Source organism: Sphingomonas alpina, from assembly GCF_014490665.1.
GTDB lineage: Bacteria > Pseudomonadota > Alphaproteobacteria > Sphingomonadales > Sphingomonadaceae > Sphingomonas > Sphingomonas alpina.
The window spans coordinates 3,966,151-3,987,832 of record NZ_CP061038.1; the positions used below are offsets into that span (position 1 = coordinate 3,966,151).

Below are 21,682 nucleotides of genomic sequence, written 5' to 3' on the forward strand. Positions count from 1 at the left end.
ACCGCCGGAGAGACCCGGCTGTCAGCTCTTGCCGACGACGCTCTCGGGCAAATCCTTGCCGAACACGCGCTGATAATATTCCGCGACCAGCGCGCGCTCCGACTCGTCGCACTTGTTGAGGAACGACAGGCGGAAGGCGAAGCCGATATCGCCGAAGATCAGCGCATTCTGCGCCCAGGTAATCACGGTGCGCGGGCTCATCACGGTCGAGATGTCGCCATTGATGAAGCCGCGCCGGGTCAGGTCGGCGACGCGGACCATGTCCTCGACCGCCTTCTTGCCCTCCGGCTTGTCATACTCTCCCGACTTGGCGAGCACGATCTGTGCCTCCACCGCGGCGGGCAGATAGTTGAGCGTGACGACGATATTCCAGCGGTCCATCTGACCCTGGTTGATCTGCTGCGTGCCGTGATACAGGCCGCTGGTATCGCCGAGACCAACCGTGTTGGCGGTGGCGAACAGGCGGAACCAGGGGTTGGGCCGGATCACGCGGTTCTGGTCGAGCAAGGTCAGCTTGCCCTCGGTCTCCAGCACGCGCTGGATCACGAACATCACGTCGGGGCGGCCGGCATCATATTCGTCGAACACCAGGGCGGTCGGGGTCTGCAGCGCCCAAGGCAGCAGACCTTCGCGGAACTCGGTGACCTGCTTGCCGTCCTTGAGCACGATCGCGTCGCGGCCGACCAGGTCGATGCGGCTGATATGCGCGTCGAGGTTGATGCGGATACACGGCCATTTCAGGCGCGCCGCGACCTGTTCGATATGAGTCGATTTGCCGGTGCCGTGATAGCCCTGCACCATCACGCGGCGATTGTGCGCGAAGCCGGCGCAGATCGCGAGCGTGGTATCCGCGTCGAACACATAGGCCGGATCGAGATCTGGCACGCGCTCGTCCGCTTCGCTGAACGCGGGAACCTGCATGTCCGAATCGATGCCGAACGCCTCACGGACGCCGAGCATCTTGTCGGGCGCTTCCATGATCGTCGTTTCGCGGCTGTCGGGCTGGGTATTGGGGATGTCGGTCATTATTGCCTCACGTCTGGCCTAACGCCTTAGGGTCCAAACCCGTTCATCGCAACGGTCGAGACGGAGCGGATTTAGGCGTACAGGTAGGAGCAAGGAGGGAGCGATGGCTATCCATCGTGACCGACGCGCGACGCCGCTGCGCGCCTAAATCCGTCTGCCGCGAAGCGGTCGCGCGGAGCAAGCGCTCGCTACGTCGCTTGCTTGCGCGTAGCTCAAGCTACGCGTCTGCGCTGCGTTTCTTGCCAGCAGCTTGCTCCGGGCGATCTCGACCATTGCGATGAACGGGTTTGGACCCTCAGCCAAGGAAAGCATTCGACTCAACTGTTCCCGAACAACTTCTCTACCTTAAAGACGATAGAGTCGCACCGGCGAGCCTTCGGCGCGCGCGATTACGCGCTTCGCCTCCTGGTCGAGCTGGACCGCCTTGAGCCACCAGCCGGCCTTGTCGCCGCCCGGAAACAGCGAGTCGGGCAGGCGCGGCAGCACCGCCGCCTTTAGTTCGGGAACGGTCATCCCCGGCGGGCTATCCGGCAGGCTGGCGAGCACCGCATCGCGCATCGCGGCAAATTTCCCGGCATCGACCGTGTAGGTCTTGCCCGGCTGAATGACGTTTTCAATCGCGATACGATTCGGCTTGGTCGCAGCCATCGGCTTCACTCCGTTGGTAGGGAATTTTTCGGCGGCAGCGGGAACAACGTCAGGAAGCGTTCGAGCAGCGCCCGGTCGCCCTGCACCGTCATCGCGCCCGCCGCCTCGGCATCGGCGACCGGCAGTCCGCCATACACGGTCGCCGCCAGCATCATCGGCGTGGTCGACAGGATCAGGTCCGCCTCCGACGGATCGGCGCGCCGGATCGGGATGCCGTCCGGGCTCAGCTCCGCCAAGAACGTTTCCGCGCCGAAGCGGAAGCCGATCGTCGCGTCGAGACCCGCGGCGCGGTCGCGCGCGTACATGGTGCGGAATGACATCATGATCGAGGCCGCGCTGAGCGGCAGGGTCGGGTCATGCGCGGGCGAGCGGACCGCCCAGCGCCCCAGTTCCTGGATCGCGACCTCGCTCTGATAGCCCCAGACGGTCAGGCCATAGACCTGCACCGAGGCCGGCGGCGGCAGTTTCTGGCGCTCGACAATGCCCGCCAGCTCCATGCCCTCAAGCCGCTGGGTGAGCACATTGGCGCTGATCCCGGGCAGGCCGGCGCGCAATTCACCAAAGCGTCGCGGACCGAACATAAGCTCTCGCACGATCAGCAGGGACCAGCGCTCGCCGACCAGCTCCATCGCCAAAGCCGTGCCGCAAGCGTCGTCATACCAACGCTTTTCCGCCGCTTTTGCCGAATCGGTTACTTTTTCTAACTTCATAGTTGCTTTTAATAACCGAAAGGGGCATCAGGGTCAAACAGTGATTCGCCAACCCAGCGTTTCCAAACAGGAGAATTTCCATGAGCCTGACCAACATGATCTTCGTGAACCTGCCCGTCAGCGACGTAGCCAAGGCGACCGCATTCTATGAATCGATCGGCGCCACGAAGAACCCGATGTTCAGCGACGAGACCGCGTCGTGCATCGTCCTTTCAGACCAGATCCACGCAATGCTGCTCAGCCATGAGAAGTTCGCCTCGTTCATCCCCGGCCGCACCATCGCCGATGCGAAGAGCGCGGTCGGAATGCTGATCTGCATCGCGCAGGACAGCAAGGATGCGGTCAATGCAGTGGTCGACAAGGCAGGCGCGGCGGGCGGTTCTGCCGATGCGACTCCGTCTCAGGATTACGGCTTCATGTTCAGCCGCAGCTTTGCCGATCCCGACGGCCATATCTGGGAAGTGATGTGGATGGACCCCGCCGCAGCCGCCGCCGGCCCCGAAGCTTTCGCCGAAGCCCCCGCCGCCTGACGGCGGCGGCCTGCAAAGGACAATGTCATGCGTAAATTCGTTCCCTTCATCTCCGGTGCCGGCGGCTTCGCCGTCACCGTGATCGCCATCCTCGTGCACGGCGCGATGACCGGCGCGCCCCTGTTCGCCTGAGCCGCGAAGAGAACACCCTCTCAAAGGAACCCCGATGTCCTCCCCAACAAACACCAAGACTGTCTGGACCGGCCGCATACTGAGCGGGCTTGCGATCCTCGCGCTCGGCGCGGACGCCATATTCAAGCTCGCCATGCCGCAGCAGATGATCAACTATAGCCCGCCCCTGGGCCTGGCGCCCGATCCCGGCCTGTACCGCACGATCGGCGCGATCCTGCTGGTCGGCGTCGTGCTTTACGCCTGGCCGCGCACCGCCTTTCTCGGCGCGCTGCTGATTACGGCATTCCTTGGCGGGGCGGTCGCGGTGAACCTTCGCGCCGATATGCCGTTGTTCAGCAACACGCTGTTCGGCGTCTATATCGGGCTGGTCGCCTGGGCCGGGCTATGGCTGCGCGACCCGCGCGTCCGGGCGTTGCTGCCGATCGCGCAATAAAAACAAAAAGCACAGGAGCAGGATGATGACTTCCCCTTCGATCGAAATCACTGCGTTTCGCTGGGTACCGGATTTTGCTCGCGGTCTGGTGCGCGACATACGGGTGCGCTGGGCGCTGGCCGAGGCCGGCCTGCCCTATCGGGTGCGTCTGCTCGACGCGACCACCCAGCGCCCGGCGGACTATTTCCACGAACAGCCCTTCGGCCAGGTGCCGGTGTTCGTCGAAGGCGATCTCGGTCTGTTCGAAAGCGGCGCGATCGTGCTGCATATCGGCGAACGCAGCGACGCGCTGCTCCCCGCCGACGCGGCGGAGCGGGCCCGCGCCACCTGCTGGGTGATCGCGGCGCTCAACAGCATCGAGCCGATGATCTTCGACCTGGTCAATATCGATATCTTCAATGCCGGCCAGCAATGGGCGGCGCTGCGCCGCCCCGAGGCGGAACAGAAGGTACGCGAGCGCCTGGCCCGCCTGTCGGACTGGCTTGGCGAGCAGGACTATCTCCAGGGCCGCTTCACTGCGGGCGACTTGATCATGGCGACGGTGCTGCGCAACCTGCGCCACACCGAGCTGGTAGCCGAACATGCCAATCTCGCCGCCTATCTCGCGCGGTGCGAGGCACGGCCAGCGTTTCAGCAGGCACTGGCCGAGCAACTGGCCGATTTTGACGATCGCGAAGCGGCCTGAGCCGCTCGAATATACATAAAACAAGGAGAGAGATGATGAGCTATATTCAAGGTTTCGTGCTCGCGGTGCCCGCGGCGAACAAGCAGGCCTATATCGACCATGCGAGCGGGTCGGTGCCGTTCTTTCGGGAATTCGGCATGACCCGTATGATCGAGAATTGGGGCGATGAGGTTCCCGACGGCATCGTCACCGATTTCAAGCGCGCGGTACAGGCGAAGGACGACGAAACCGTCCTGTTCAGTTGGCTCGAATGGCCGTCGAAGGAGGTCTATCAGGACGGTATGAAGCGGATGATGGAGGATCCGCGCATGGCCGAGATGGGCGAGATGCCGTTCGATGGCAAACGCATGATCTATGGCGGCTTCGAACCGCTGCTCGACGACGGCCCGGGCGGATCGACCGGCTATGTCGATGGCTATCTCGTACCGGTCGCGGCCGGCGCCAAGGACGCCTATCGCAATCTGGCGAGCCAGGCATCGACCGTGTTCCGCGATCATGGCGCGACACGTGTGGTCGAGGCGTGGGGCGATGACGTGCCCGACGGCACGGTCACCGATTACAAGCGCGCGGTACAGGCGACCGGTGACGAACATGTCATCTTCTCCTGGGTCGAATGGCCTTCAAAGGATGCACGCGACACCGGCATGGCCAAGGTCATGGAAGACCCGCGCATGAAGCCGGACGCCAGCTCCGAGATGCCGTTCGACGGTAAGCGCATGGTCTATGGTGGCTTCGCCCCTATCCTCGACCGCTGATCCAGCAACGATTTCGACAGGAGAGAGACGATGACCAATCCTGAAGGTACGCCGATCTGGTACGAGCTGATGACCGCCGATCCCGATGCGTCAAAGACATTCTACGACAAGGTGATCGGCTGGACGGTGGGCGACCCGCCACCGGGCGGCCAGGATTATCGCATGATCAACGCCAGCCCGGAATCGGGCGGCGGTCAGGTCGGCGGCGTGCTGCACCTGACGCCCGAAATGATCGCCGGCGGAGCCAGGCCGACCTGGCTCTTCTATATCGGCGTCAATGACGTCGATGCCACGGTCGAGAAGATCAAGGCGGCCGGCGGCAGCGTGCTGATGCCTGCCTGGGACATTCCCGATATCGGCCGCATCGCAATGGTCGCCGATCCGCAGGGCATCCCCTTCTACATCATGCGCGGCACAAGCCCGGAAGACAGCACCGCCTATGACCGGATGGGCATGGGCAAGTGCAACTGGAACGAGCTCGCCACGACCGATCAGGAAGCGGCGAACGCCTTTTATGCGACGGTGTTCGGCTGGACCTATCCCGACAAGATGGAGATGCCCGGCATGGGCGATTATGTCTTCGTCGCGGTCGGCGACGAGGTCATCGGCGCGACCATGAACCGGCAGCCCGACAGCCCACCGCCGGCCTGGCAATTCTATTTCCGCGCCCCCGATATCGAAGTCGCGGCGCAGAAGGTGAAGGACAATGGCGGCATCGTCCATCTCGATCCGATGGAAGTCCCTGGCGGCGACCGCATCATCGTGGCGAGCGACCCGCACGGCGTGATGTTCGGCGTCGTTGGACCGGGACAATAAAGCGAGACCCGCAAGGAGAGCGATGATGAACAAGATCTCACCGTGTCTGTGGTTCAACCACAATGCCCAGGAAGCGGCCGAATTCTACGCCGCGACTTTCCCCGATTCGAGCGTCGACGCGATCAACCTCGCGCCGGGCGATAATCCCTCCAGCAAGGAAGGCGCCGCACTGACGGTCGAGTTCACGGTACTCGGCATGAAGTTCCTCGGCCTGAACGGCGGCGACATGTTCAAGTTCGACGAAGCCGTATCCTTCCTGATCCTTACCGACAGCCAGGAGGAGACCGACCGCTATTGGAACGCGATCGTCGATGGCGGCGGTCAGGAGAGCATGTGCGGCTGGTGCAAGGACAAGTTCGGTCTGTCCTGGCAAATCACCCCGCGCGCATTGCTGGATGCAACGACCAGCCCGGACAGGGTCGCGGCCAAGCGTGCGATGGATGCGATGATGAAGATGCGCAAGATCGACATCGCCGCGATCGAACGCGCCTTCGCCGGAGAAGTGGTCGCCTAGGACCCTGTTCGTCAACACCATTACAATTGCGCCCATTCCCTCCCCCGCTGCGCGGGGGAGGCCAGGCAGACACGCCCTCTCAACCCCTGCGTCCGAAAGGCATTCTCATGCGAAAGATCATAGCCGGCGTCTTCCAGTCGCTCGACGGCGTCATGCAGGCCCCTGGCGGCCCGAGCGAGGACCCAACCGGCGGCTTCACCCTGGGCGGCTGGTCGTTCAGCTATTGGGACGAGGTGATGGGTGAACATATGGGCGGCGTAATCGGCGGTGATTACGATCTGCTGCTTGGCCGCAAGACCTATGAGATTTTCGCCGCGCACTGGCCGTTCATGACCGACGACCCGATCGGCGAGAAATTCGACAAGATCGCCAAATATGTCGTCACTTCCTCGACCGAACCACTGACCTGGAACAATTCGCATGCGATCAACGGCGACGCAGCGACCGGCATCGCCGCGCTCAAGGCGAGCGATGGGCCCGACCTGCTGATCCAGGGCAGTACCATGCTCTATCCGGCACTGCTCGAGGCGGCGCTGATCGACCGACTGTTCGTGATGACCTTCCCGGTCGTGCTGGGCGGCGGCAAGCGCCTGTTCGCCAGTGGCGTTGCGTCGGGCGCGCTGAAACTGGTGGATCACCAGGTCTCGACCACCGGCGTGATCATCGCGACCTATGAACCCGCCGGCCCGGTGCCGATCGGATCCTTCCAGATGCCCGAGCCGAATGAACTCGAACGCGCGCGCCAGGAACGGATGAAGCGCGAGGATTAAGAGCCAGCGAGACGCGAGGAAATATTCCGATCCGTTCGCGCCAGGCCTGTGGAAACAGCGTTTTTATCTCCACATCGGAGAAAGAAGAACGGCCCTTCGACAGGCTCAGGGCGAACGGAGGGTATCGATTCTGACCGAAGCCGCGCCAGTCAGGCGAAAGCTGCTGCGCTCTTCAGCTGGGTATAGGCCGCGATCACGTCCTGCAGCGCCTTTTCGTAGCTGCGATCGCCGCCGTTGCGGTCGGGATGATATTTCCGCACCAGTTCGGCATAGCGGGTCCTGAGGCCGCGGCGATCGACATCGGTCCCCAGGCCAAGCACCTTCAGCGCGCGCCGGTCGCTCTCCGACAGGATCCGCCCATCGGCGCGCGGCGCTTCGGTCGCGCGCTTGAACCGCGCACCGATCGCGTCGAGCGGATCGCGGAAATCGGCCCAGGTCGGCGGGCGGTCGGCACCGGAATGCGCAAAGGCACGCGTCTCGCGCTCCCATCCGGCGAACGGGCGTTGCGCATCATGGATTTCGTCGGCGCTCATGCCATTGAAGAAATTGTAGCGAGCATTGAACGCCCGGACATGGTCGAGACAGAACCAGCGATACAGGCGCGGCCCATCACTGCCATTCGGTCCGTCGAGCGCCGGCGCGCGGAATTCACCCGGCTCGTGACAGCCCGGCTCGGCGCATTCCCGGCCCGTCCCCTCGACCCGGCCATGAAAGCGCGCGCCCGGCCGGTCCCTCTTTTCGCTCTCGTCCGCCTTCTTCTCACTCACAGCGACACGCGGCTCCCCGAAACCCAAAAGCGGCTTATATAGTGACGATGACCAGCCCTGCCACCGGCCCCGTTGCCGCCGCCATCGCCGCCCGCCTGACCGCGGACCTCGCCCCGTCGCATCTCGATGTGATCAACGACAGCGCCCACCATGCCGGCCATATGGGCGACGACGGCAGCGGCGAATCACATTTCACCGTGATCGTCGAAAGCCTGGCCTTTGTCGGCCTGTCGCGCGTTCAGCGTCAGCGGCTGATCAACACCGCGCTGTCCGACCTGCTGCAGACCAGCATCCACGCGCTGGCGATCAAGGCACGCGCGCCGGGAGAATGACGATGGCGTACAAACTCTGGTACTGGCCAGCGATCCAGGGGCGCGGCGAGTTCGTGCGCCTCGCGCTCGAGGCAGCCGGAATCGAGTATGAGGATTGTGCGCGCGGCAAGGATGGTGAGGAGCGCTTGCTGGCCGACATGGCAGCGCGCCTGGGCCGCGCGCCGTTCGCGCCGCCCTATCTCGAAACCGACGGGCTGGTCATCGCACAGGTTGCCGATATCCTGCTCTATCTCGGCGACCGTCACGGCCTGGTGCCCAAGGCGGCTGCCGATCGCTACTGGATCCATCAGCTGCAACTGACCGTCACGGACCTGGTCGCGGAGGTGCATAATGTGCATCACCCGGTCGATATGCGGGCCTATTATCACGACCAGAAGCCCGAAGCGGGGCGCGCTGCAAAGCAATTTCGCGACGGCCGAATGCCCAAATTCCTCGGCTATTTCGAGGATGCGCTGGCCGCCAACCCGGGCGACTGGCTGATCGACGGTCGCTGGACCTATGCCGACACCTCGCTGTTCCAGATCGTGGAAGGGCTGCGCTACATGTTCCCCCGGCGAATGGCCGCGATCGAAGGCGATTATCCCGGCCTGATCCGCCTCCATGACCAGGTCGCGCAACTCCCCGGCATTCAGGCCTATCTGAAGAGCGACCGGCGCCTGGCCTTCAACAGGGAAGGCATTTTCCGCCACTATCCCGAACTGGACGGCGAATGACCACGCTCGCCAGGCGCCCGGCCGCACGCATCCTGCTGACCGACGATCAGGACCGCGTGCTGCTGTTCCGCTTCGATGCCGGCGACCGCCCGCCCTTCTGGGCGACGCCGGGCGGCGCGATCGATCCGGGCGAGAGCTTCGCCGCAGCGGCACGGCGCGAGCTGCGCGAGGAGACCGGGCTCGACCTCGACTGCGGGCCGGAAGTGCATCGCCGCACCGTCACATTCACCACGCTGGAGAATGTTCCCGTCATCGCCGAGGAGCGCTATTTCCGCGTATCCGCCGGCGCCTGCACGATCGACACCGCTGGCCATACCGAGCTTGAACGCCGCGTGATGCAAGCACATCGCTGGTTCGCTCGCGACGAACTGACCGGCTGGCCGGAGACGATCTTTCCCGAGGACCTGAGCGCGATCCTGGAGCATAGCGATGACCAATGACGATCTGATCCTGCAGACGATCACCCCGGTCACGCATGACCTGGGTGGGTTCAAGGTTCATCGTACCCTGCCCTCCCGGCCGCGCACCATGGTCGGGCCATTCCTGTTCTTCGACCAGATGGGCCCGGCGCATCTCGACATCGGCCAGGGCATCGATGTGCGGCCGCACCCGCATATCAATCTCGCCACCGTGACCTATCTGTTCGGCGGCGCGATCGACCATCGCGATTCGGTCGGCAGCGTGGCGACGATCGAACCGGGCGCGGTCAATCTGATGACCGCGGGCCACGGCATCGTCCATTCCGAACGCTCGCCCAGCGCCGAGCGCGCGATCGGGCCGGAGCTGTCCGGCATCCAGACCTGGATCGCGCTGCCCGAAAAGGACGAGGAGATGGACCCGGCGTTCGAGCATGTCGGCAAGGCCGCACTGCCGGTGGTCGAGACGTCGGGCGCCCGCGCGCGAATCATCATGGGCAGCCTGTGGGGCGCAGCGGCACCGACCACCACCTATGCCGAAACCATCTATGCCGACATCGTGCTCGATCCCGGCGGCAGCGTGCCGATCGACCCCGGGGCCGATGAACGCGCGCTCTATGTCGCGCTGGGCGAGGCAAGCCTCGACGGCATGACGCTCGAACCAATGACGCTATACGTGCTCAGGCCCGGTATCGCCGCGACCCTGCGCTCGGCAAGCGGCGGCCGGGTAATGCTGTGCGGCGGCGAAGCGTTCGCAACCCCGCGCCATGTCTGGTGGAATTTCGTGTCATCCGACCGCGCGCGCATCGACCAGGCGAGGCGCGACTGGACCGCGGGGAATTTCCCCAAGGTGCCGGGCGACGACAAGGAATGGATTCCCATCCCCGACGTGCCCCTGACCGTCAGCTATCCCTGAACGGATTCGCGGGGTGCCCGGGCAAGGCACCCCGCGCCCCGGGGATCAGAAGCTGTATCCGACCGAGAAACGGAACGACCGGCCCAGGATCGGGCGGGCGAGGATCGTGCCGGACCCTTGCGCGCCGATGATCCGGGGATTGCCTTCGGTCAGGCCGATCCGGTTGGTCAGATTGTCGCCGGTGACCTGCAGCTTGATCTTCTCCGACACCGTCAGCGACACGCCGGCGTCGAGCTTGTAATATTTCGGCAGCACCTGCTTGTTCTCGGGATCGGAGAAACGGTCGCCGATATAGCTGAGCGTGGTGAAGACCGCCGCCTTGGCGCCGCCGAAATCATGCTCATAGGTCGGCGTCACGCGCCATTGCCATTTGGGCTGGCGCTGCACCTGCAGGCCGCTGACATCGATATTGGTGAAGAAGTTGCGATATTTCGAATCGAGATAGGTCGCGCCGAGATCGATGCTGAAACCCTGGACCGGCCGGATCGATCCTTCGAACTCGATACCGGTGGTCCGCGCGCCGCCGATCGAGATCACCGGAAGGTTGTTGATGATGCGGCTGACGCCCAGGCCGGTAAAATCATTATGGAACAGGGTCGCATAGGCGCTGACCAAGGGAGTCGATACCTTCAGGCCCAGCTCATAGCTGTCGACCTTCGGCGCGATCGTCACACCGTCGCGCAGAGCATCGAAGAACGGGAAGCTGTTGCCGCGGCTGTAGCGCGCGAACGCGCCGACCTGACTGGAAAAATCATAGTTGATGCCTGCCGTCCATGACAGCTTCGAGCCGCTGTAATCGCCCTTGGGCAGCCCCGAAAAAGTGCCGTTCAGCACCGCCGTACCGTTATTGTACAGCGTGTTCGGATTGCCATCGGTATCGACGCCGAAACTGTTGTTCTCCAGCCGCCCAGTCACCGTGTGACGCTGCCAGCGAATGCCGCCATCGATGCGCAGTTCCGGCGTGATCTGATATTCGTCGACCGCATAGGCGGCATAATCCCGCCCGTCATATTGCGCGTTGACGTTGAAGGTCGCCCCCTGGACGAAGCCCGCACGGGTCGCCTGGCGACCATCGCCAAGCGTCAGGTTGAGGCGACGGCCATGTTCCTCGGCGGTCAGCAACTGGCCATTGCCGAGGTTCCAGCGATCATCCGACGAATAGGCCGCGAAATAGCCACCAACGGTCAGTGTGTTGTCGCCGCTCTTGAATTCGAGCGACAGGTCGTTGACGAAAGATTCGATCTGCTTGCGGACTTCCCAGATGCCGGCCTGAATCACCTGAGTCGATCCAGGCACCGCGCCGCCGCCATCGACATAGGTCAGCGACCCGATTGTGCTGCCCGCACCATATTTCGCAACGGCATAGTCCGCCGCCGTCATTGGCGCGCCATCGGGCACCAGGCCAACCGTATCGGCGCTGCCCTTCATATAGCTGGCGCGTTCGCGGATCTTCAGTCCATCGGCGATTTCATAGTCGAAATTCACCCCGCCATTGAAGATTTTCGCGCCGCGGCCATCGGCCAGGTCGACCACGCGCCCGGTATTGATGGTCGAGAAGCGCGTCTCGCGCCCGGCCAGCACGCCGGTCTGCGCGTCGAAACCGGGAAAGTCGCTGAGCGAGTTGCCATTCTGGGCGACCGGCACCGGCAACAGCCACTGGCCATGATCGTTGAGGTAGCGGCCATAGACGAGCACCGAGCCCTGGCCGAAATCATGCCGGATATTGGCGGTGATCTGACCGCCCTTTTCGGCGCGGAACTGCGGGTCGCGGATACCGTTCGACTGCGCATAATAACCGCCGATCATCGCGGTGGTGTTCGCGCCGAGCGGACCGGAGACCCAGGCATCGCCGCGCACTTCGCCGAAATCGGTCGCGCTGATCCGGACCGACCCCTTGGCCGTCTGACTGCCTTCGCGCTGCACGAAGTTGACCGTCAGGCCCGGCTGGCCCGACGAGAACAGTGCGCCGGTGCCGCCACGCACCGCCTCGACCCGGGCGATCGTGTCGTCGATGCGGAACAGCTGGGTATTTTCGAGGAAGGACAAGGTGGGCGGCGGGAAAATCGGGACGCCGGAAGACTGCAGCGTCACGAATTCCGCATCGCCGCCCGAGGGAAAGCCGCGCACGAAGATGTTGGCGCCGTTCTGGCCGCCGGAGCTTTCCGCGCTGACGCCGGGGACCGAGTGCAGCAGGTCGGCGGTGCTTGATGGCGCAAGCCGCGAAATATCCTCGGCATTGATCGAGGTGACGGCAAAGGCCGCATCCTGGCGACGGGTGCCGCCGCCGGCGGTACCGACCACGATGATGTCGTCGGTGCTGGTGTCGATCTGCTCGTCAGCCGGTGCAGCGGCCTGGTCGGCTGCCGACGCGGCCGCTTGTGCCGCATCCTGCGCATGGGCCGGCGCGGCGCAAGCGATCGCCAGAGCCAGCGGAGCCGCGCCGAGCAGCAGCGTGCGATTGATCTGAAATGCCATGTCCATCCTCCCGGTCAGGCGCATCTCGCGGCGCCTTCGAGCCATATTGGTATCCAATCATGAAATGCATTTCAAGAACTATTGCATCCACCATATGTCGTGTTGTCTTGCCGCTACTGCATGCTGACCCTAGGGTGGGGCGATGGCCGACGGGGTGAAACAGAAACGCGCACGTGCGGCCGATCCGGCCGGCAGTACGCTGACCATGAGCGACATTGCGCGACTCGCCAAGGTATCGAAACCGACCGTCTCACGCGTGCTCAACGGCAGCCCCCTGGTCACGGCGGAGACGCGCGACCGCGTGCTCGAGGTGGCGCGGGCCAATGGCTATGCGGTCAACCGCAATGCCCAGAAACTGCGCCAGTCGCGTGCCAACACCGTCACGGTGGTGCTCGATTTCGGATCGCACCGCGCCGGCGCGATCGGCGATCCGTTCATCTTCGAACTGCTTGCCGGCGTGTCGGAAGCCTTGTCGATCCGCGACCAGGACCTGTTGCTGTCGCCCCCGGGCCTGAGCGACGCGCGCGGGTTCCAGGATCTGTACCGCGCACGCGCGACCGACGGCTTCATCATCCTCGGGCAGGGCACGCGCCATGTCCTGCTGACCAGCCTGGCGAAGGCCGGCCTGCCGCTGGTGGTATGGGGCGCGGTCGATCCGGGCGGCCCTTATTGCGCAGTCGGCAGCGACAATCTCGCCGGCGGGCGCCTCGCCGGCGAGCGTTTCCTGGCGCGCGGCGCGAAACGCTGGCTGTTCGTCGGCAATATCGATCATGCCGAGATCGACCTGCGCTTCAAGGGGCTGCAACAGGCGGCGCGCGACAGCGGCCAGGATATCGTGATCGATCACCTGGCGATCGATTCCATGGCCTATGCGCTGACCTTTCAGCGCGCCGCCGACTATATCCGCGATCATGCGCGGCCCGATGCGGTGTTCGCCTTTTCCGACACCGCCGCCATGGCGGTGATCGGCGCCTTCCGCGCGGCCGGGCACCAGACGCCGCAGGATTATGCGCTGGTCGGCTACAACAACATCCCGCCCGCCGCGCACTTCACCCCCGGCATCACCACGATCGAGCAGGAGACCGGCATTGCCGGCGCGATCCTGGTCGAGAAATTGATGCAGCTGATCGACGGCACGCGGCCCAAATCGGTGATGCTGCCGACCCGATTGATCGTGCGCGACACCTGAGCGCAGTTGCCCCCGTCCGTTCGGGTTGAGCCCGAAGAGGATTGTTCGCGCGGAGCGCACGTCAGATGACTTTGGGTGAGCTCCCTTCGTCATCCCCGCGAAAGCGGGGATCCCGCTGCCTTGCCCCGCACTTGGAAGAAGAAGCGGGATACTCGCTTTCGCGAGTATGACGGGGCGTTAAATCAAATGTCATCCCGCGAGCACGGTGCACATCAGCCGATAGGGTTGATTCACGCCGGAAGCTGCAGCCCGCAGCATTCAATGCGCTAGGTGCCGGTCGAAGAAGCGCGCCATCACCGCATAGGATTCCTTCGATTCCGCCGGCTCGGGATCGGAGAAGAAAGCGTGCCACATCCCGTCCCAGACATGCAGTTCCGCCTCGACGCCGAGCCGCACCAGTTCCTGATGCGTTTTCAGCACCGCGCTCAATGCGAAATCGCGCGTGCCGGAGATCAGCAGCGACGGCGGAAACGCCGCCAGCACCTTTGCATCGCGGATCGGCACGACCAGCGGATCATCGGCCTTTGCGCCGAAGAAATAGGGCAATGCCGCCATTTTTAGCGGCCCGGTCACCGGCTGGCCGGTCAGCGCCGGCCCCGTCACCGCCGAATCACCCAGCATCTCCGCCGCACCGGCGCAGAACATGCCGATCGCGGCCGGGCGCGGCAGCCCCTGGCGCGCGATCCAGGCAATCGATTCGGCAGTCAGCATGCCGCCGGCCGAGCAACCGTAAATGCCGATCTGGCCCGGCTTGTGCGTCTTGAGCAGCGCGCGATAGGCGGCCGCCACATCCTCGCTCGCGGCGGGGAAGCGCGCTTCCGGCGCCATGCGGTAATCGAGCGTGATGACGGTGATGCCCGACACGGAGGCGACCGGGATCGCCTCGACCAGCGCACCCGACCCCGCCCCCACAAAAAGGCGCCGCCATGAAGGTTGATCAGCACGCGCTGCGCATTCGCCTTGCTCGGGCCGCCGCGCGGCGTGACGATCTGGGCACCGACGCCGCCGATCGTGACTTCCCTGATATCGACCGGGTAAAGTGCGCGCAGCCGCACCACGCGGTCCGAATTGATCCGGTCGTAATGGGCGCGTGCAGCGGCGATATCGGCGCCGATCGGCGGGCCGGGCTGCAACACATCGCGCACGAACAGCCGCCGCGCCTCGTCCGAGGCAAAGGCCGAATAGGGTGCGGTAAAGGCCGGCACGGCGACATCGCCCGCCTGTTTCGCCGGTGGCGCATTTTGCCCATGAGCGAGTGTCGCAGCGAATGAAACAAGCACGGCGATCAGCGCCGGGAACAACCTGTTCATGACATTTCTCCTTGCGGCATCTCGATCCGGACGCCATTACTGAAATCGATATCATCGCGCAGCATCGTTGCAAAGCAGTCGATTGAGCGCGGGACGAGGCAGAGGGTGACAATGAACGCGAAGGTGGAGCGGACCGAGCCGGCGAGCAAGTCGCGCATCGCGATCGGCGATGGCGGCTGGACGCTGTCGATCGATGGGCCGGCACCGACCCAGGAACGCTGGGCCGAGACGATCTTCGCGCTGGCCAATGGAGCGATCGGCGTCCGCGCAAGCATCGACGAGCTTGGCGGCGGCGACGGATCGACCTTTCTGACCGCCGCCTATGAAGTCAGCCCGATCGTCTATCATGAGCGGTTCCGCGGCTTTGCCGAAACCACCGACACCCGCGTGCCGGTCGCCGAAGCGATCGGGCTGGACGTGGCGATCGGCGGCAGTGCGATCGATTTCACCACGGCATCGGCGGAGCGCACCCGGCGCACGCTCGACCTGCGATCGGGCGTACTGACCCGCGAGACGCGCTGGCGACTGGCCGATGGGCGCCGCATCGCCGTGCGCGCGGAGCGGCTCGTGCCGCTCGACGGCACCACCGGCTATGCGCGGCGCATCGCCGTGTCGCCGATCGGCTTTGCCGCCGCCATCGCGCTCACCCCGCGCCTGCTCCCCGCCCCGACCGCAGCAGGACAGGCCGACGATCCTCGGCTCGGCGTCAACCTCCACGCGCACGGCTTCGCCCCCTTTGGCGAGTTGCGACCGGAAATGGTCGTCGAAAAGCTGCGCGGCAGCGGCATCGCCGTCGCCGCGACCCAGGCGATACGCGGTGAGACACAGGCGCAGGTCGTGGCGGACGGCAGCATCTCGATCGAGATCTTCACCGGCTACGCGGTCGTGGCCGATGCGACCGATCCGAACCACCTGAGCGATATCGCAGCGGCGACCGCTGCCGATCTGGCCGATACCGGTTTCGACGCACTGGTCGATCGCCAGCGTGCGGCGCTCGACGCCTTCTGGCGGAACGCCGTGGTCGAGATCGAGGGCGACGAGGCGGCCCAAGGATGTGAAACCGCGGCCACGTTGCGGCTCAACCTGTTTCACCTGTTCCAGTCGGCCGGGCGCGACGGCCAGGGCAGCGCCGCTGCCAAGGGGCTGACCGGCCAGGGCTATGAAGGTCATTATTTCTGGGACACCGAAGTGTTCATGCTGCCGGTGCTCGCCGTTTCCGCGCCGGAGATCGCGCGGGCGATGCTGGCTTACCGCTATGCGACGCTCGACGCGGCGATCGCCAATGCCCGAGCGCTCAACCATGACCAGGGCGCTCTCTACGCGTGGCGCACCATCGCCGGACGCGAATGTTCGGCGCATTATCCCAGCGGCTCGGCCGAATATCATATCAATGCCGCGATCGCCTATGCGATCGGCTTTTACGACAAGGCGACCGGCGACACCGGCTTCCTGGTCGAAATGGGCGCGGAGATGCTGGTGCAGACCGCGCGGCTGTGGATCGCGCTTGGCGCGCATGAGGCGCGGACCGGCCAGTTCTGCATCCGCGGCGTCACCGGTCCGGACGAATATACCGCGCTGATCGACAATAACTGGTACACCAACCGCATGGCACAGGCGCATCTGCGCCTCGCGGCCGAGGTGGTCGACCGGGTCGCCGCCGCCGCGCCCGATGCCTGGGCAAACACCGCCGCGCGGATCGGCTATACCCCGGCCGAGGCCACCGCCTGGACCGCCGCCGCCGATGCGATGCGCCTGCCCTATGACGAGAAGCTGCGCATCGATGCGCAGGACGACAGCTTCCTCGACAAGCCGCGCTGGGACCTGGCCGGCACCCCGGCCGACAAATTCCCGCTGCTGCTGCATTATCACCCGATGACATTGTACCGGCATCAGGTCGCCAAACAGGCCGATCTGGTGCTTGGCCTGGTGCTGGGCGGCGACGGCATCGATAGGGAACGCAAGCGCCGCGCCTATGACCATTATGATTCGGTCACCGCGCATGATTCGACATTGTCGGCATGCAGCTTCAGCATATTGGCGAGCGATGTCGGGCGCAGCGACGAAGCGTGGCGGCATTTCCGCAGCACTGCGTTCGTCGATGTCGACGATCTGCACCACAATACCGATCACGGCGTGCACATGGCGGCGATGGCGGGCAGCTGGCTCGCCTTTGCCTGGGGCTTTGGCGGATTCCGCCTGCGCGAAGGCGCGCCAAGCTTCGCGCCGACACTGCCGGCGGCGTGGCGCGGATATGGCTTTGCCATGCTGTGGCGCGGGTCGCGGCTCAGGATCGATGTGGATGCCGGCGGCGCAACTTATCGCAACCTCGACGGCCCGGCCGTGAGCTTCGCGCACCGCGACCAGAATATTACGCTCGCCCCCGGCGAGACGCGACGGTTGGGCGCGTGAACGCCTTCCCGCGCCTGCTCGCCGCGATCATCTTCGATCTCGACGGGGTGCTGACCGACACCGCCGAGGCGCATTTCCGCGCCTGGAAACGGCTCGCGGACAGCATCGGCGTGCCGTTCGACCATGCCGCCAACGAGCAGTTGAAGGGCATCGACCGGATGGGTTCGCTCGACCGCATCATCGGTGACCGGCCCGGATTCAACGCAAATGAGCGTGCCCGGCTCGCCGCGGTCAAGAATGGCTGGTATCTTGAGGAGATCGCCGGCTTCACGCCCGCCGATCTGTTCCCCGGCGCACGCGCCGTGCTGGAGGAAGCCCGCGGCGCCGGACTGAAGATCGCCCTCGCCTCGGCCAGCCGTAACGCGCCGCTGCTGCTCGAACGGCTCGGCATCGCCACCCTGTTCGATGCGGTCGCCGACCCGGCAGCGGTCGCCGCAGGCAAGCCGGCACCCGACATCTTCCTCGCCGCCGCGCGCGCCGTCGATGTGGCGCCAGCGCTGTGCCTGGGCGTCGAGGATGCCGAGGCCGGAATCACCGCGATCCGCGCCGCGGGCATGGCGTCGCTCGGGATCGGGTCACCGGCGGTGCTGGCCAATGCCGACCGGGTGATTGCCGCAATCGGCGCGTTCCGCCTCGGCGAGTATCGGTCGGCTTAAAGTTTTCGAGACACCTGCGGGTGACCGGATCGCCGCGTCTCGCTATACAACGATGCATGACGTGCGATCTGCCTGTCGGAAGAGCCCTGCGCCGCTTCCGCCGTCTCAACGGCATCAAACAAGGCCATGCCGCCGAACTGCTTGGCGTTTCACAGGGCAGTATCTCGCGCTGGGAAAGCGGTGCGCATGAACCTGAAGCCTGTCACCGCGATCGCATCATCGAATGGATCGCGGCACAGGCGAACAATGATGCCGATGCGGCGCTGAAACGGCTCGTCGCCAGTTCGACGCTGCCGGTGCATCTGGTGTGCGACGCGACTCACCGGCTGCTCGCCGCATCACCGGCACGTGCGGCAAGCTGGGCGGCAAGCGCGGACGAGCTCATTGGGCAGTCGCTCTGGCGTTTCGCCAGCCCCGAGATCGTGATGGCCGAGGAAAGCCTTTATGACCGCGGCTGGTTCGATCGGCCTTGCCAGCAGCTGCGCTTCCTCACCGGCGCCAATCACAGCGCCATCGTGGAGGTGCTGCCGAGCCTGATGGAATGGGAAACGATCCCGCTCGCGGACGGCCGGACCGGCCGGCTCACCACGACAATCGGCTGATGCATATTTTATTCGTGTCCTAATCGCCGCGCAGCGGTTAGCCGCTGCCTATGCTCGGACGCTGGCCTACCATCATCACGCTCTGGCTGATCGGCGTGCTTGCCGCCGCACAGCTCGCCAAATTCTCGGTCATCGCGCCGCTGCTGCGTGAACAATTCAACCTGTCGCTGCCGGCAACGGGCTTGCTGATCTCCCTGCTGGAGGTTGGCGGTGGCCTGTTCGGTTTCGTCGCGGGGCTGGGGCTGGGCAGGATCGGCTGCCGACGCTCGCTGCTCGCCGGTATGGCGATACTTGCACTCACCAGCCTGCTGGAAGCGCTGGTCACCAGTGCCGGAGCCCTCTTCGCGGTGCGCGCCGTCGAAGGGATCGGCTATCTCCTCGCCGTCATCGCCGCGCCGACCGCGATCGCCGGCATCGCCGATGATCGCAGCCGGCCACGCGCGCTGGCGCTGTGGAGCAGCTTCGTTCCGGTCGGGATCGCGATCGGCAGCGCGATCACCAGCGTAGCGGTGACGCCCCTCGGCTTGCGCGGCATCATGCTGCTCTGGGCGGTATTGCTTGCGGCGGCGATCGTGCCGGTGCTGCGCCTGCCGATCCGCGGCGGCGACAGCCAGAGGATCGCGTTGCCCGCGCCCGCGGCCTGGATCTCGACCCTGGCGTTCGGCGTCTATACCTTGTTCCTCTGCGCGCTCACCATGTTGCTGCCCACCTTCCTGATCGAGCAGCGATCCGCGACACTGAGTGTAGCCGGGATGATCGCGGCGGTCGCCTCGTTGTCCGCCTTGCCGGCTTCGGGGCTGGCGATCCTGGCGATGCGCGAAGGCAAGCTGTCGTCGCGCCGCCTTCTCATGGTGGCCGTCCCTTCCCTTGTCGCCGCCGCCCTGCTGGTTCCTATCGCCCTTGGTAGCCAGGGGACCGGATTGACCGCAACGGCGACGATCATCGTGGTCGCGATCCTGCTGAGCGGCCTCGTCTCGCCGCTGATGTTCGCACGGCTGCCGATCCTGGCTGGCGCGCAAAGCCCGCACGACCCGCGCATCGCCACGGCGAATGGCCTGTTGACGCAATTCGGTGCTGGGGGTGCGCTGATCGGGCCGCCACTCGGTGGCCTGGTCGTGGGTCTATGGGGCTGGGCCGGGCTGGGCATTGCTGTCGCGCTGCTCACGCTGCTGATGCTCGCGGCCGTCGCGGCGGCCGAAGGGGTCGGCAGCACACGCCGGACTTGAAGATCCCAGCGCCGGTATATATTATATAAACGCCTGATATATAATGATTTATCTCAATCCTCTGATACAATAGCGGAAGAGATATGTTACATCCCTGGTGTAACATATCTCCGGCCGGCCGTTCTCGACGGCGATTCAACCATTGCACGGGATCGGGCATGTCATCGCTTGCCGGATTGATATCGGCACGCTCTTTCTCAGTGTCGAACATGGCATAGCACAGGCTGCCGATATGCCCGGTGCGCTCGAAGCGTTATGCCTCTGCCGGCACCGCGTGCGCAGATCCGCGCCCGATCATCCGGTCGAAGCGGATCAGCGCGATCGCGATCAGCGTCAGCGGGACCAATGTCATGTAGAAGGCGTTCTGCCCGGACAGGTGCTGGAAGATCATGCCGGTCAGGAACGACCCGATCGTGCCGCCCAGCGCCGAGAAGATCACCATCAGCCCGACCATCGCCGCATGCCTTTCCTGCGGCAGCGAGGTGAGCATGACCGAGCACAGGGTTGGGTAGATCGGCGCCATGAACACCCCGATCAGCGGGAAGACATAGGCCGCGACCGGCGCATTGAGCCAGCCGACACCGGGGCGCAGCGTCAGTCCCTGAGTGGTCGGCAGAGTCAGCAGCACCAGGGCGGCGACGCAGACGATGCAGGCCAGCATCAGCTTCAACCAGTGGATCCGCCGCAGCAGCGCGCTCGCGCCGAGCCGGCCGATCGCGAGCGCCGCGACGAAAATGCTCGATGCCTGCACGCTCATCTCGGGCGGCAGATGGAGGATCTCGTTATTGAAGGTCGGCAGCCAGGTGCCGATGCTCTGCTCGATCAGCACATAGAGGAAGATCGAGACGAGAAAGGCGATTGCGGTCGGCAGTGCGAGCAGCCGCAGCATCTGCCGCCAGCCCGCGCTTTTCGCCGCCGCGCTTTCCGGCTCTGCCCCAATCTCGTTGGCGCTTTCGTCGAGCGGGGTGATTGCCCACAATCCGGCCGCCACCGCGCACAGACCGGCGATCAGCCAATAGACGTGCAGCCAGTCGGTGCCGGTCGCATCGGCGCCGATGAACCAGGAGAACATCCATACGCCGATCAGCACGCCGACCATGAACACGCCCTCGACCAGTCCGGTCAGGCTGGCATGCCCGGCGCGGTCAGGGCGGAGCAGGCCGATCGAGGCATAGGTCGCAACCTTGCCGGTGCCGAAGCAGATGCCGGTCAGGACGAAGAAAAGCTGAGTCATCCAGAAGGCGTTGGCGATCGACATGAGCAGCGCGCCCATGCCAACGAGGGTCATCGACGCGATCAGCGCGCGGCGAAACCCGAATTTCGGCAAGCGCGTGGCAAGCAGGAACGAGGCGATGACGACCGACAAATCCTTGCACGCCTCGAGCGACGAGGCATGCGTCTTGGTCACGCCATAATGCCGGATCGATTGCAGGATGACCACGCCGACGCTGTTCATCAGCAGGCCGAGGACCGCATATGTCAGGATCAGCGCGATGACCGCGCGCGTCTGTGTGCCCATCGCCATTCCCCGCCTTCCGATCCGTCCTGCGGACCTTGAAATCCGACTTTAACGTGAAATGCCGAGCCTGCAAGAAATGCATTTCATAGAAGGTCGGTCGCCATTTGCGAGCAGCGTGGGATTGCCCCGGCCA

24 protein-coding genes are annotated in these 21,682 nt (G+C 64.8%); 17 read left to right on the forward strand and 7 right to left on the reverse strand.

Annotated features, from left to right (window positions below):
• Positions 1 to 21: 21 nt before the first annotated feature.
• From cobS to H3Z74_RS18375, 3 genes are all read right to left on the reverse strand, one after another.
• Complete coding sequence (gene cobS, locus H3Z74_RS18365; RefSeq protein WP_187761015.1) at positions 22 to 1,026, reverse strand: cobaltochelatase subunit CobS; 1,005 nt, start codon at positions 1,024 to 1,026, stop codon at positions 22 to 24.
• A gap of 345 nt (positions 1,027 to 1,371) precedes the next feature.
• On the reverse strand, positions 1,372 to 1,674 hold the full coding sequence (locus H3Z74_RS18370) for a DUF6958 family protein (protein ID WP_187761016.1): 303 nt from the start codon (positions 1,672 to 1,674) through the stop codon (positions 1,372 to 1,374).
• A gap of 5 nt (positions 1,675 to 1,679) precedes the next feature.
• Positions 1,680 to 2,384, reverse strand: a complete 705-nt coding sequence (locus H3Z74_RS18375) for a winged helix-turn-helix transcriptional regulator (protein WP_187761017.1) — start codon at positions 2,382 to 2,384, stop codon at positions 1,680 to 1,682.
• Between the two features lie 80 nt (positions 2,385 to 2,464).
• Between H3Z74_RS18375 and H3Z74_RS18380 the strand changes: the two genes are divergently transcribed.
• From H3Z74_RS18380 to H3Z74_RS18410, 7 genes are all read left to right on the forward strand, one after another.
• The gene (locus H3Z74_RS18380; protein WP_229726662.1) at positions 2,465 to 2,914 is read left to right on the forward strand and encodes a VOC family protein; all 450 of its coding nucleotides are present in this window, start codon (positions 2,465 to 2,467) and stop codon (positions 2,912 to 2,914) included.
• A 166-nt stretch (positions 2,915 to 3,080) separates the two neighbouring features.
• Positions 3,081 to 3,479: a DoxX family protein gene (locus H3Z74_RS18385; protein WP_187761018.1), complete on the forward strand. Its 399-nt coding sequence runs from the start codon at positions 3,081 to 3,083 to the stop codon at positions 3,477 to 3,479.
• A gap of 25 nt (positions 3,480 to 3,504) precedes the next feature.
• A complete protein-coding gene (locus tag H3Z74_RS18390) occupies positions 3,505 to 4,164 on the forward strand; it encodes a glutathione S-transferase family protein (RefSeq protein ID WP_229726663.1) in 660 nt (219 codons plus the stop codon).
• A gap of 35 nt (positions 4,165 to 4,199) precedes the next feature.
• Positions 4,200 to 4,919, forward strand: coding sequence for a DUF1428 domain-containing protein (locus tag H3Z74_RS24925; RefSeq protein WP_187761020.1), 720 nt, complete (start codon positions 4,200 to 4,202; stop codon positions 4,917 to 4,919).
• Positions 4,920 to 4,949: 30 nt separating this feature from the next.
• Complete coding sequence (locus H3Z74_RS18400; protein WP_187761021.1) at positions 4,950 to 5,735, forward strand: VOC family protein; 786 nt, start codon at positions 4,950 to 4,952, stop codon at positions 5,733 to 5,735.
• A 25-nt stretch (positions 5,736 to 5,760) separates the two neighbouring features.
• On the forward strand, positions 5,761 to 6,249 hold the full coding sequence (locus tag H3Z74_RS18405) for a VOC family protein (RefSeq protein WP_315443806.1): 489 nt from the start codon (positions 5,761 to 5,763) through the stop codon (positions 6,247 to 6,249).
• A gap of 107 nt (positions 6,250 to 6,356) precedes the next feature.
• On the forward strand, positions 6,357 to 7,019 hold the full coding sequence (locus H3Z74_RS18410) for a dihydrofolate reductase family protein (RefSeq protein ID WP_187761023.1): 663 nt from the start codon (positions 6,357 to 6,359) through the stop codon (positions 7,017 to 7,019).
• Positions 7,020 to 7,168: 149 nt separating this feature from the next.
• Here H3Z74_RS18410 and H3Z74_RS18415 read toward each other — a convergent pair whose 3' ends face one another.
• On the reverse strand, positions 7,169 to 7,786 hold the full coding sequence (locus H3Z74_RS18415) for a J domain-containing protein (protein ID WP_187761024.1): 618 nt from the start codon (positions 7,784 to 7,786) through the stop codon (positions 7,169 to 7,171).
• A 47-nt stretch (positions 7,787 to 7,833) separates the two neighbouring features.
• Here H3Z74_RS18415 and H3Z74_RS18420 point away from each other — a divergent pair, with 47 nt between their 5' ends.
• Genes H3Z74_RS18420 through H3Z74_RS18435 form a run of 4 tightly spaced genes read left to right on the forward strand, consistent with a single transcriptional unit; the run spans position 7,834 to position 10,163 of the window.
• On the forward strand, positions 7,834 to 8,118 hold the full coding sequence (locus H3Z74_RS18420) for a BolA family protein (protein WP_187761025.1): 285 nt from the start codon (positions 7,834 to 7,836) through the stop codon (positions 8,116 to 8,118).
• A gap of 2 nt (positions 8,119 to 8,120) precedes the next feature.
• Positions 8,121 to 8,831, forward strand: a complete 711-nt coding sequence (locus tag H3Z74_RS18425; RefSeq protein ID WP_187761026.1) for a glutathione S-transferase — start codon at positions 8,121 to 8,123, stop codon at positions 8,829 to 8,831.
• Positions 8,828 to 9,271, forward strand: coding sequence for an NUDIX hydrolase (locus tag H3Z74_RS18430; protein ID WP_187761027.1), 444 nt, complete (start codon positions 8,828 to 8,830; stop codon positions 9,269 to 9,271). Before H3Z74_RS18425 ends, H3Z74_RS18430 begins: the two co-directional genes overlap by 4 nt.
• Complete coding sequence (locus tag H3Z74_RS18435; protein WP_187761028.1) at positions 9,261 to 10,163, forward strand: pirin family protein; 903 nt, start codon at positions 9,261 to 9,263, stop codon at positions 10,161 to 10,163. Before H3Z74_RS18430 ends, H3Z74_RS18435 begins: the two co-directional genes overlap by 11 nt.
• A 45-nt stretch (positions 10,164 to 10,208) precedes the next feature.
• On the opposite strand, the gene H3Z74_RS18440 is transcribed toward H3Z74_RS18435, so the two are convergent.
• Positions 10,209 to 12,638: a TonB-dependent receptor gene (locus H3Z74_RS18440; protein ID WP_187761029.1), complete on the reverse strand. Its 2,430-nt coding sequence runs from the start codon at positions 12,636 to 12,638 to the stop codon at positions 10,209 to 10,211.
• A gap of 142 nt (positions 12,639 to 12,780) precedes the next feature.
• On the opposite strand from H3Z74_RS18440, the gene H3Z74_RS18445 reads away from it, so the two are divergent.
• Positions 12,781 to 13,827 carry a LacI family DNA-binding transcriptional regulator gene (locus H3Z74_RS18445; RefSeq protein WP_229726664.1) on the forward strand — a complete coding sequence of 349 codons (1,047 nt, stop codon included), beginning with the start codon at positions 12,781 to 12,783 and terminating at the stop codon, positions 13,825 to 13,827.
• Positions 13,828 to 14,085: 258 nt separating this feature from the next.
• Here the strand turns inward: H3Z74_RS18445 and H3Z74_RS18450 are convergent, their stop codons facing one another.
• The gene (locus tag H3Z74_RS18450; protein WP_187761030.1) at positions 14,086 to 14,739 is read right to left on the reverse strand and encodes an alpha/beta hydrolase fold domain-containing protein; all 654 of its coding nucleotides are present in this window, start codon (positions 14,737 to 14,739) and stop codon (positions 14,086 to 14,088) included.
• A gap of 14 nt (positions 14,740 to 14,753) precedes the next feature.
• Between H3Z74_RS18450 and H3Z74_RS18455 the strand changes: the two genes are divergently transcribed.
• From H3Z74_RS18455 to H3Z74_RS18475, 5 genes are all read left to right on the forward strand, one after another.
• The gene (locus tag H3Z74_RS18455; RefSeq protein ID WP_187761031.1) at positions 14,754 to 15,098 is read left to right on the forward strand and encodes a hypothetical protein; all 345 of its coding nucleotides are present in this window, start codon (positions 14,754 to 14,756) and stop codon (positions 15,096 to 15,098) included.
• A 150-nt stretch (positions 15,099 to 15,248) separates the two neighbouring features.
• Positions 15,249 to 17,546 carry a glycoside hydrolase family 65 protein gene (locus tag H3Z74_RS18460; RefSeq protein WP_187761032.1) on the forward strand — a complete coding sequence of 766 codons (2,298 nt, stop codon included), beginning with the start codon at positions 15,249 to 15,251 and terminating at the stop codon, positions 17,544 to 17,546.
• A complete protein-coding gene (pgmB, locus tag H3Z74_RS18465) occupies positions 17,543 to 18,202 on the forward strand; it encodes a beta-phosphoglucomutase (RefSeq protein ID WP_229726665.1) in 660 nt (219 codons plus the stop codon). Before H3Z74_RS18460 ends, pgmB begins: the two co-directional genes overlap by 4 nt.
• Before the next feature lie 56 nt (positions 18,203 to 18,258).
• The gene (locus H3Z74_RS18470) at positions 18,259 to 18,804 is read left to right on the forward strand and encodes a helix-turn-helix domain-containing protein (RefSeq protein ID WP_187761033.1); all 546 of its coding nucleotides are present in this window, start codon (positions 18,259 to 18,261) and stop codon (positions 18,802 to 18,804) included.
• A gap of 50 nt (positions 18,805 to 18,854) precedes the next feature.
• Positions 18,855 to 20,030, forward strand: coding sequence for an MFS transporter (locus tag H3Z74_RS18475; protein WP_187761034.1), 1,176 nt, complete (start codon positions 18,855 to 18,857; stop codon positions 20,028 to 20,030).
• Between the two features lie 253 nt (positions 20,031 to 20,283).
• Here the strand turns inward: H3Z74_RS18475 and H3Z74_RS18480 are convergent, their stop codons facing one another.
• Complete coding sequence (locus H3Z74_RS18480; RefSeq protein WP_229726666.1) at positions 20,284 to 21,555, reverse strand: MFS transporter; 1,272 nt, start codon at positions 21,553 to 21,555, stop codon at positions 20,284 to 20,286.
• Between the last annotated feature and the right edge of the window lie 127 nt (positions 21,556 to 21,682).

Excerpts from the sequence above, each read along its gene's own strand:
- cobS (WP_187761015.1), bottom strand. The coding sequence starts at position 1,026 with ATGACCGACATCCCCAATACCCAGCCCGACAGCCGCGAAACGACGATC.
- H3Z74_RS18370 (WP_187761016.1), bottom strand. The coding sequence starts at position 1,674 with ATGGCTGCGACCAAGCCGAATCGTATCGCGATTGAAAACGTCATTCAG.
- H3Z74_RS18375 (WP_187761017.1), bottom strand. The coding sequence starts at position 2,384 with ATGAAGTTAGAAAAAGTAACCGATTCGGCAAAAGCGGCGGAAAAGCGT.
- H3Z74_RS18380 (WP_229726662.1), top strand. The coding sequence starts at position 2,465 with ATGAGCCTGACCAACATGATCTTCGTGAACCTGCCCGTCAGCGACGTA.
- H3Z74_RS18385 (WP_187761018.1), top strand. The coding sequence starts at position 3,081 with ATGTCCTCCCCAACAAACACCAAGACTGTCTGGACCGGCCGCATACTG.
- H3Z74_RS18390 (WP_229726663.1), top strand. The coding sequence starts at position 3,505 with ATGACTTCCCCTTCGATCGAAATCACTGCGTTTCGCTGGGTACCGGAT.
- H3Z74_RS24925 (WP_187761020.1), top strand. The coding sequence starts at position 4,200 with ATGAGCTATATTCAAGGTTTCGTGCTCGCGGTGCCCGCGGCGAACAAG.
- H3Z74_RS18400 (WP_187761021.1), top strand. The coding sequence starts at position 4,950 with ATGACCAATCCTGAAGGTACGCCGATCTGGTACGAGCTGATGACCGCC.
- H3Z74_RS18405 (WP_315443806.1), top strand. The coding sequence starts at position 5,761 with ATGAACAAGATCTCACCGTGTCTGTGGTTCAACCACAATGCCCAGGAA.
- H3Z74_RS18410 (WP_187761023.1), top strand. The coding sequence starts at position 6,357 with ATGCGAAAGATCATAGCCGGCGTCTTCCAGTCGCTCGACGGCGTCATG.
- H3Z74_RS18420 (WP_187761025.1), top strand. The coding sequence starts at position 7,834 with ATGACCAGCCCTGCCACCGGCCCCGTTGCCGCCGCCATCGCCGCCCGC.
- H3Z74_RS18425 (WP_187761026.1), top strand. The coding sequence starts at position 8,121 with ATGGCGTACAAACTCTGGTACTGGCCAGCGATCCAGGGGCGCGGCGAG.
- H3Z74_RS18430 (WP_187761027.1), top strand. The coding sequence starts at position 8,828 with ATGACCACGCTCGCCAGGCGCCCGGCCGCACGCATCCTGCTGACCGAC.
- H3Z74_RS18435 (WP_187761028.1), top strand. The coding sequence starts at position 9,261 with ATGACCAATGACGATCTGATCCTGCAGACGATCACCCCGGTCACGCAT.
- H3Z74_RS18440 (WP_187761029.1), bottom strand. The coding sequence starts at position 12,638 with ATGGCATTTCAGATCAATCGCACGCTGCTGCTCGGCGCGGCTCCGCTG.
- H3Z74_RS18445 (WP_229726664.1), top strand. The coding sequence starts at position 12,781 with ATGGCCGACGGGGTGAAACAGAAACGCGCACGTGCGGCCGATCCGGCC.
- H3Z74_RS18455 (WP_187761031.1), top strand. The coding sequence starts at position 14,754 with ATGAAGGTTGATCAGCACGCGCTGCGCATTCGCCTTGCTCGGGCCGCC.
- H3Z74_RS18460 (WP_187761032.1), top strand. The coding sequence starts at position 15,249 with ATGAACGCGAAGGTGGAGCGGACCGAGCCGGCGAGCAAGTCGCGCATC.
- H3Z74_RS18470 (WP_187761033.1), top strand. The coding sequence starts at position 18,259 with ATGACGTGCGATCTGCCTGTCGGAAGAGCCCTGCGCCGCTTCCGCCGT.
- H3Z74_RS18475 (WP_187761034.1), top strand. The coding sequence starts at position 18,855 with ATGCTCGGACGCTGGCCTACCATCATCACGCTCTGGCTGATCGGCGTG.
- H3Z74_RS18480 (WP_229726666.1), bottom strand. The coding sequence starts at position 21,555 with ATGGCGATGGGCACACAGACGCGCGCGGTCATCGCGCTGATCCTGACA.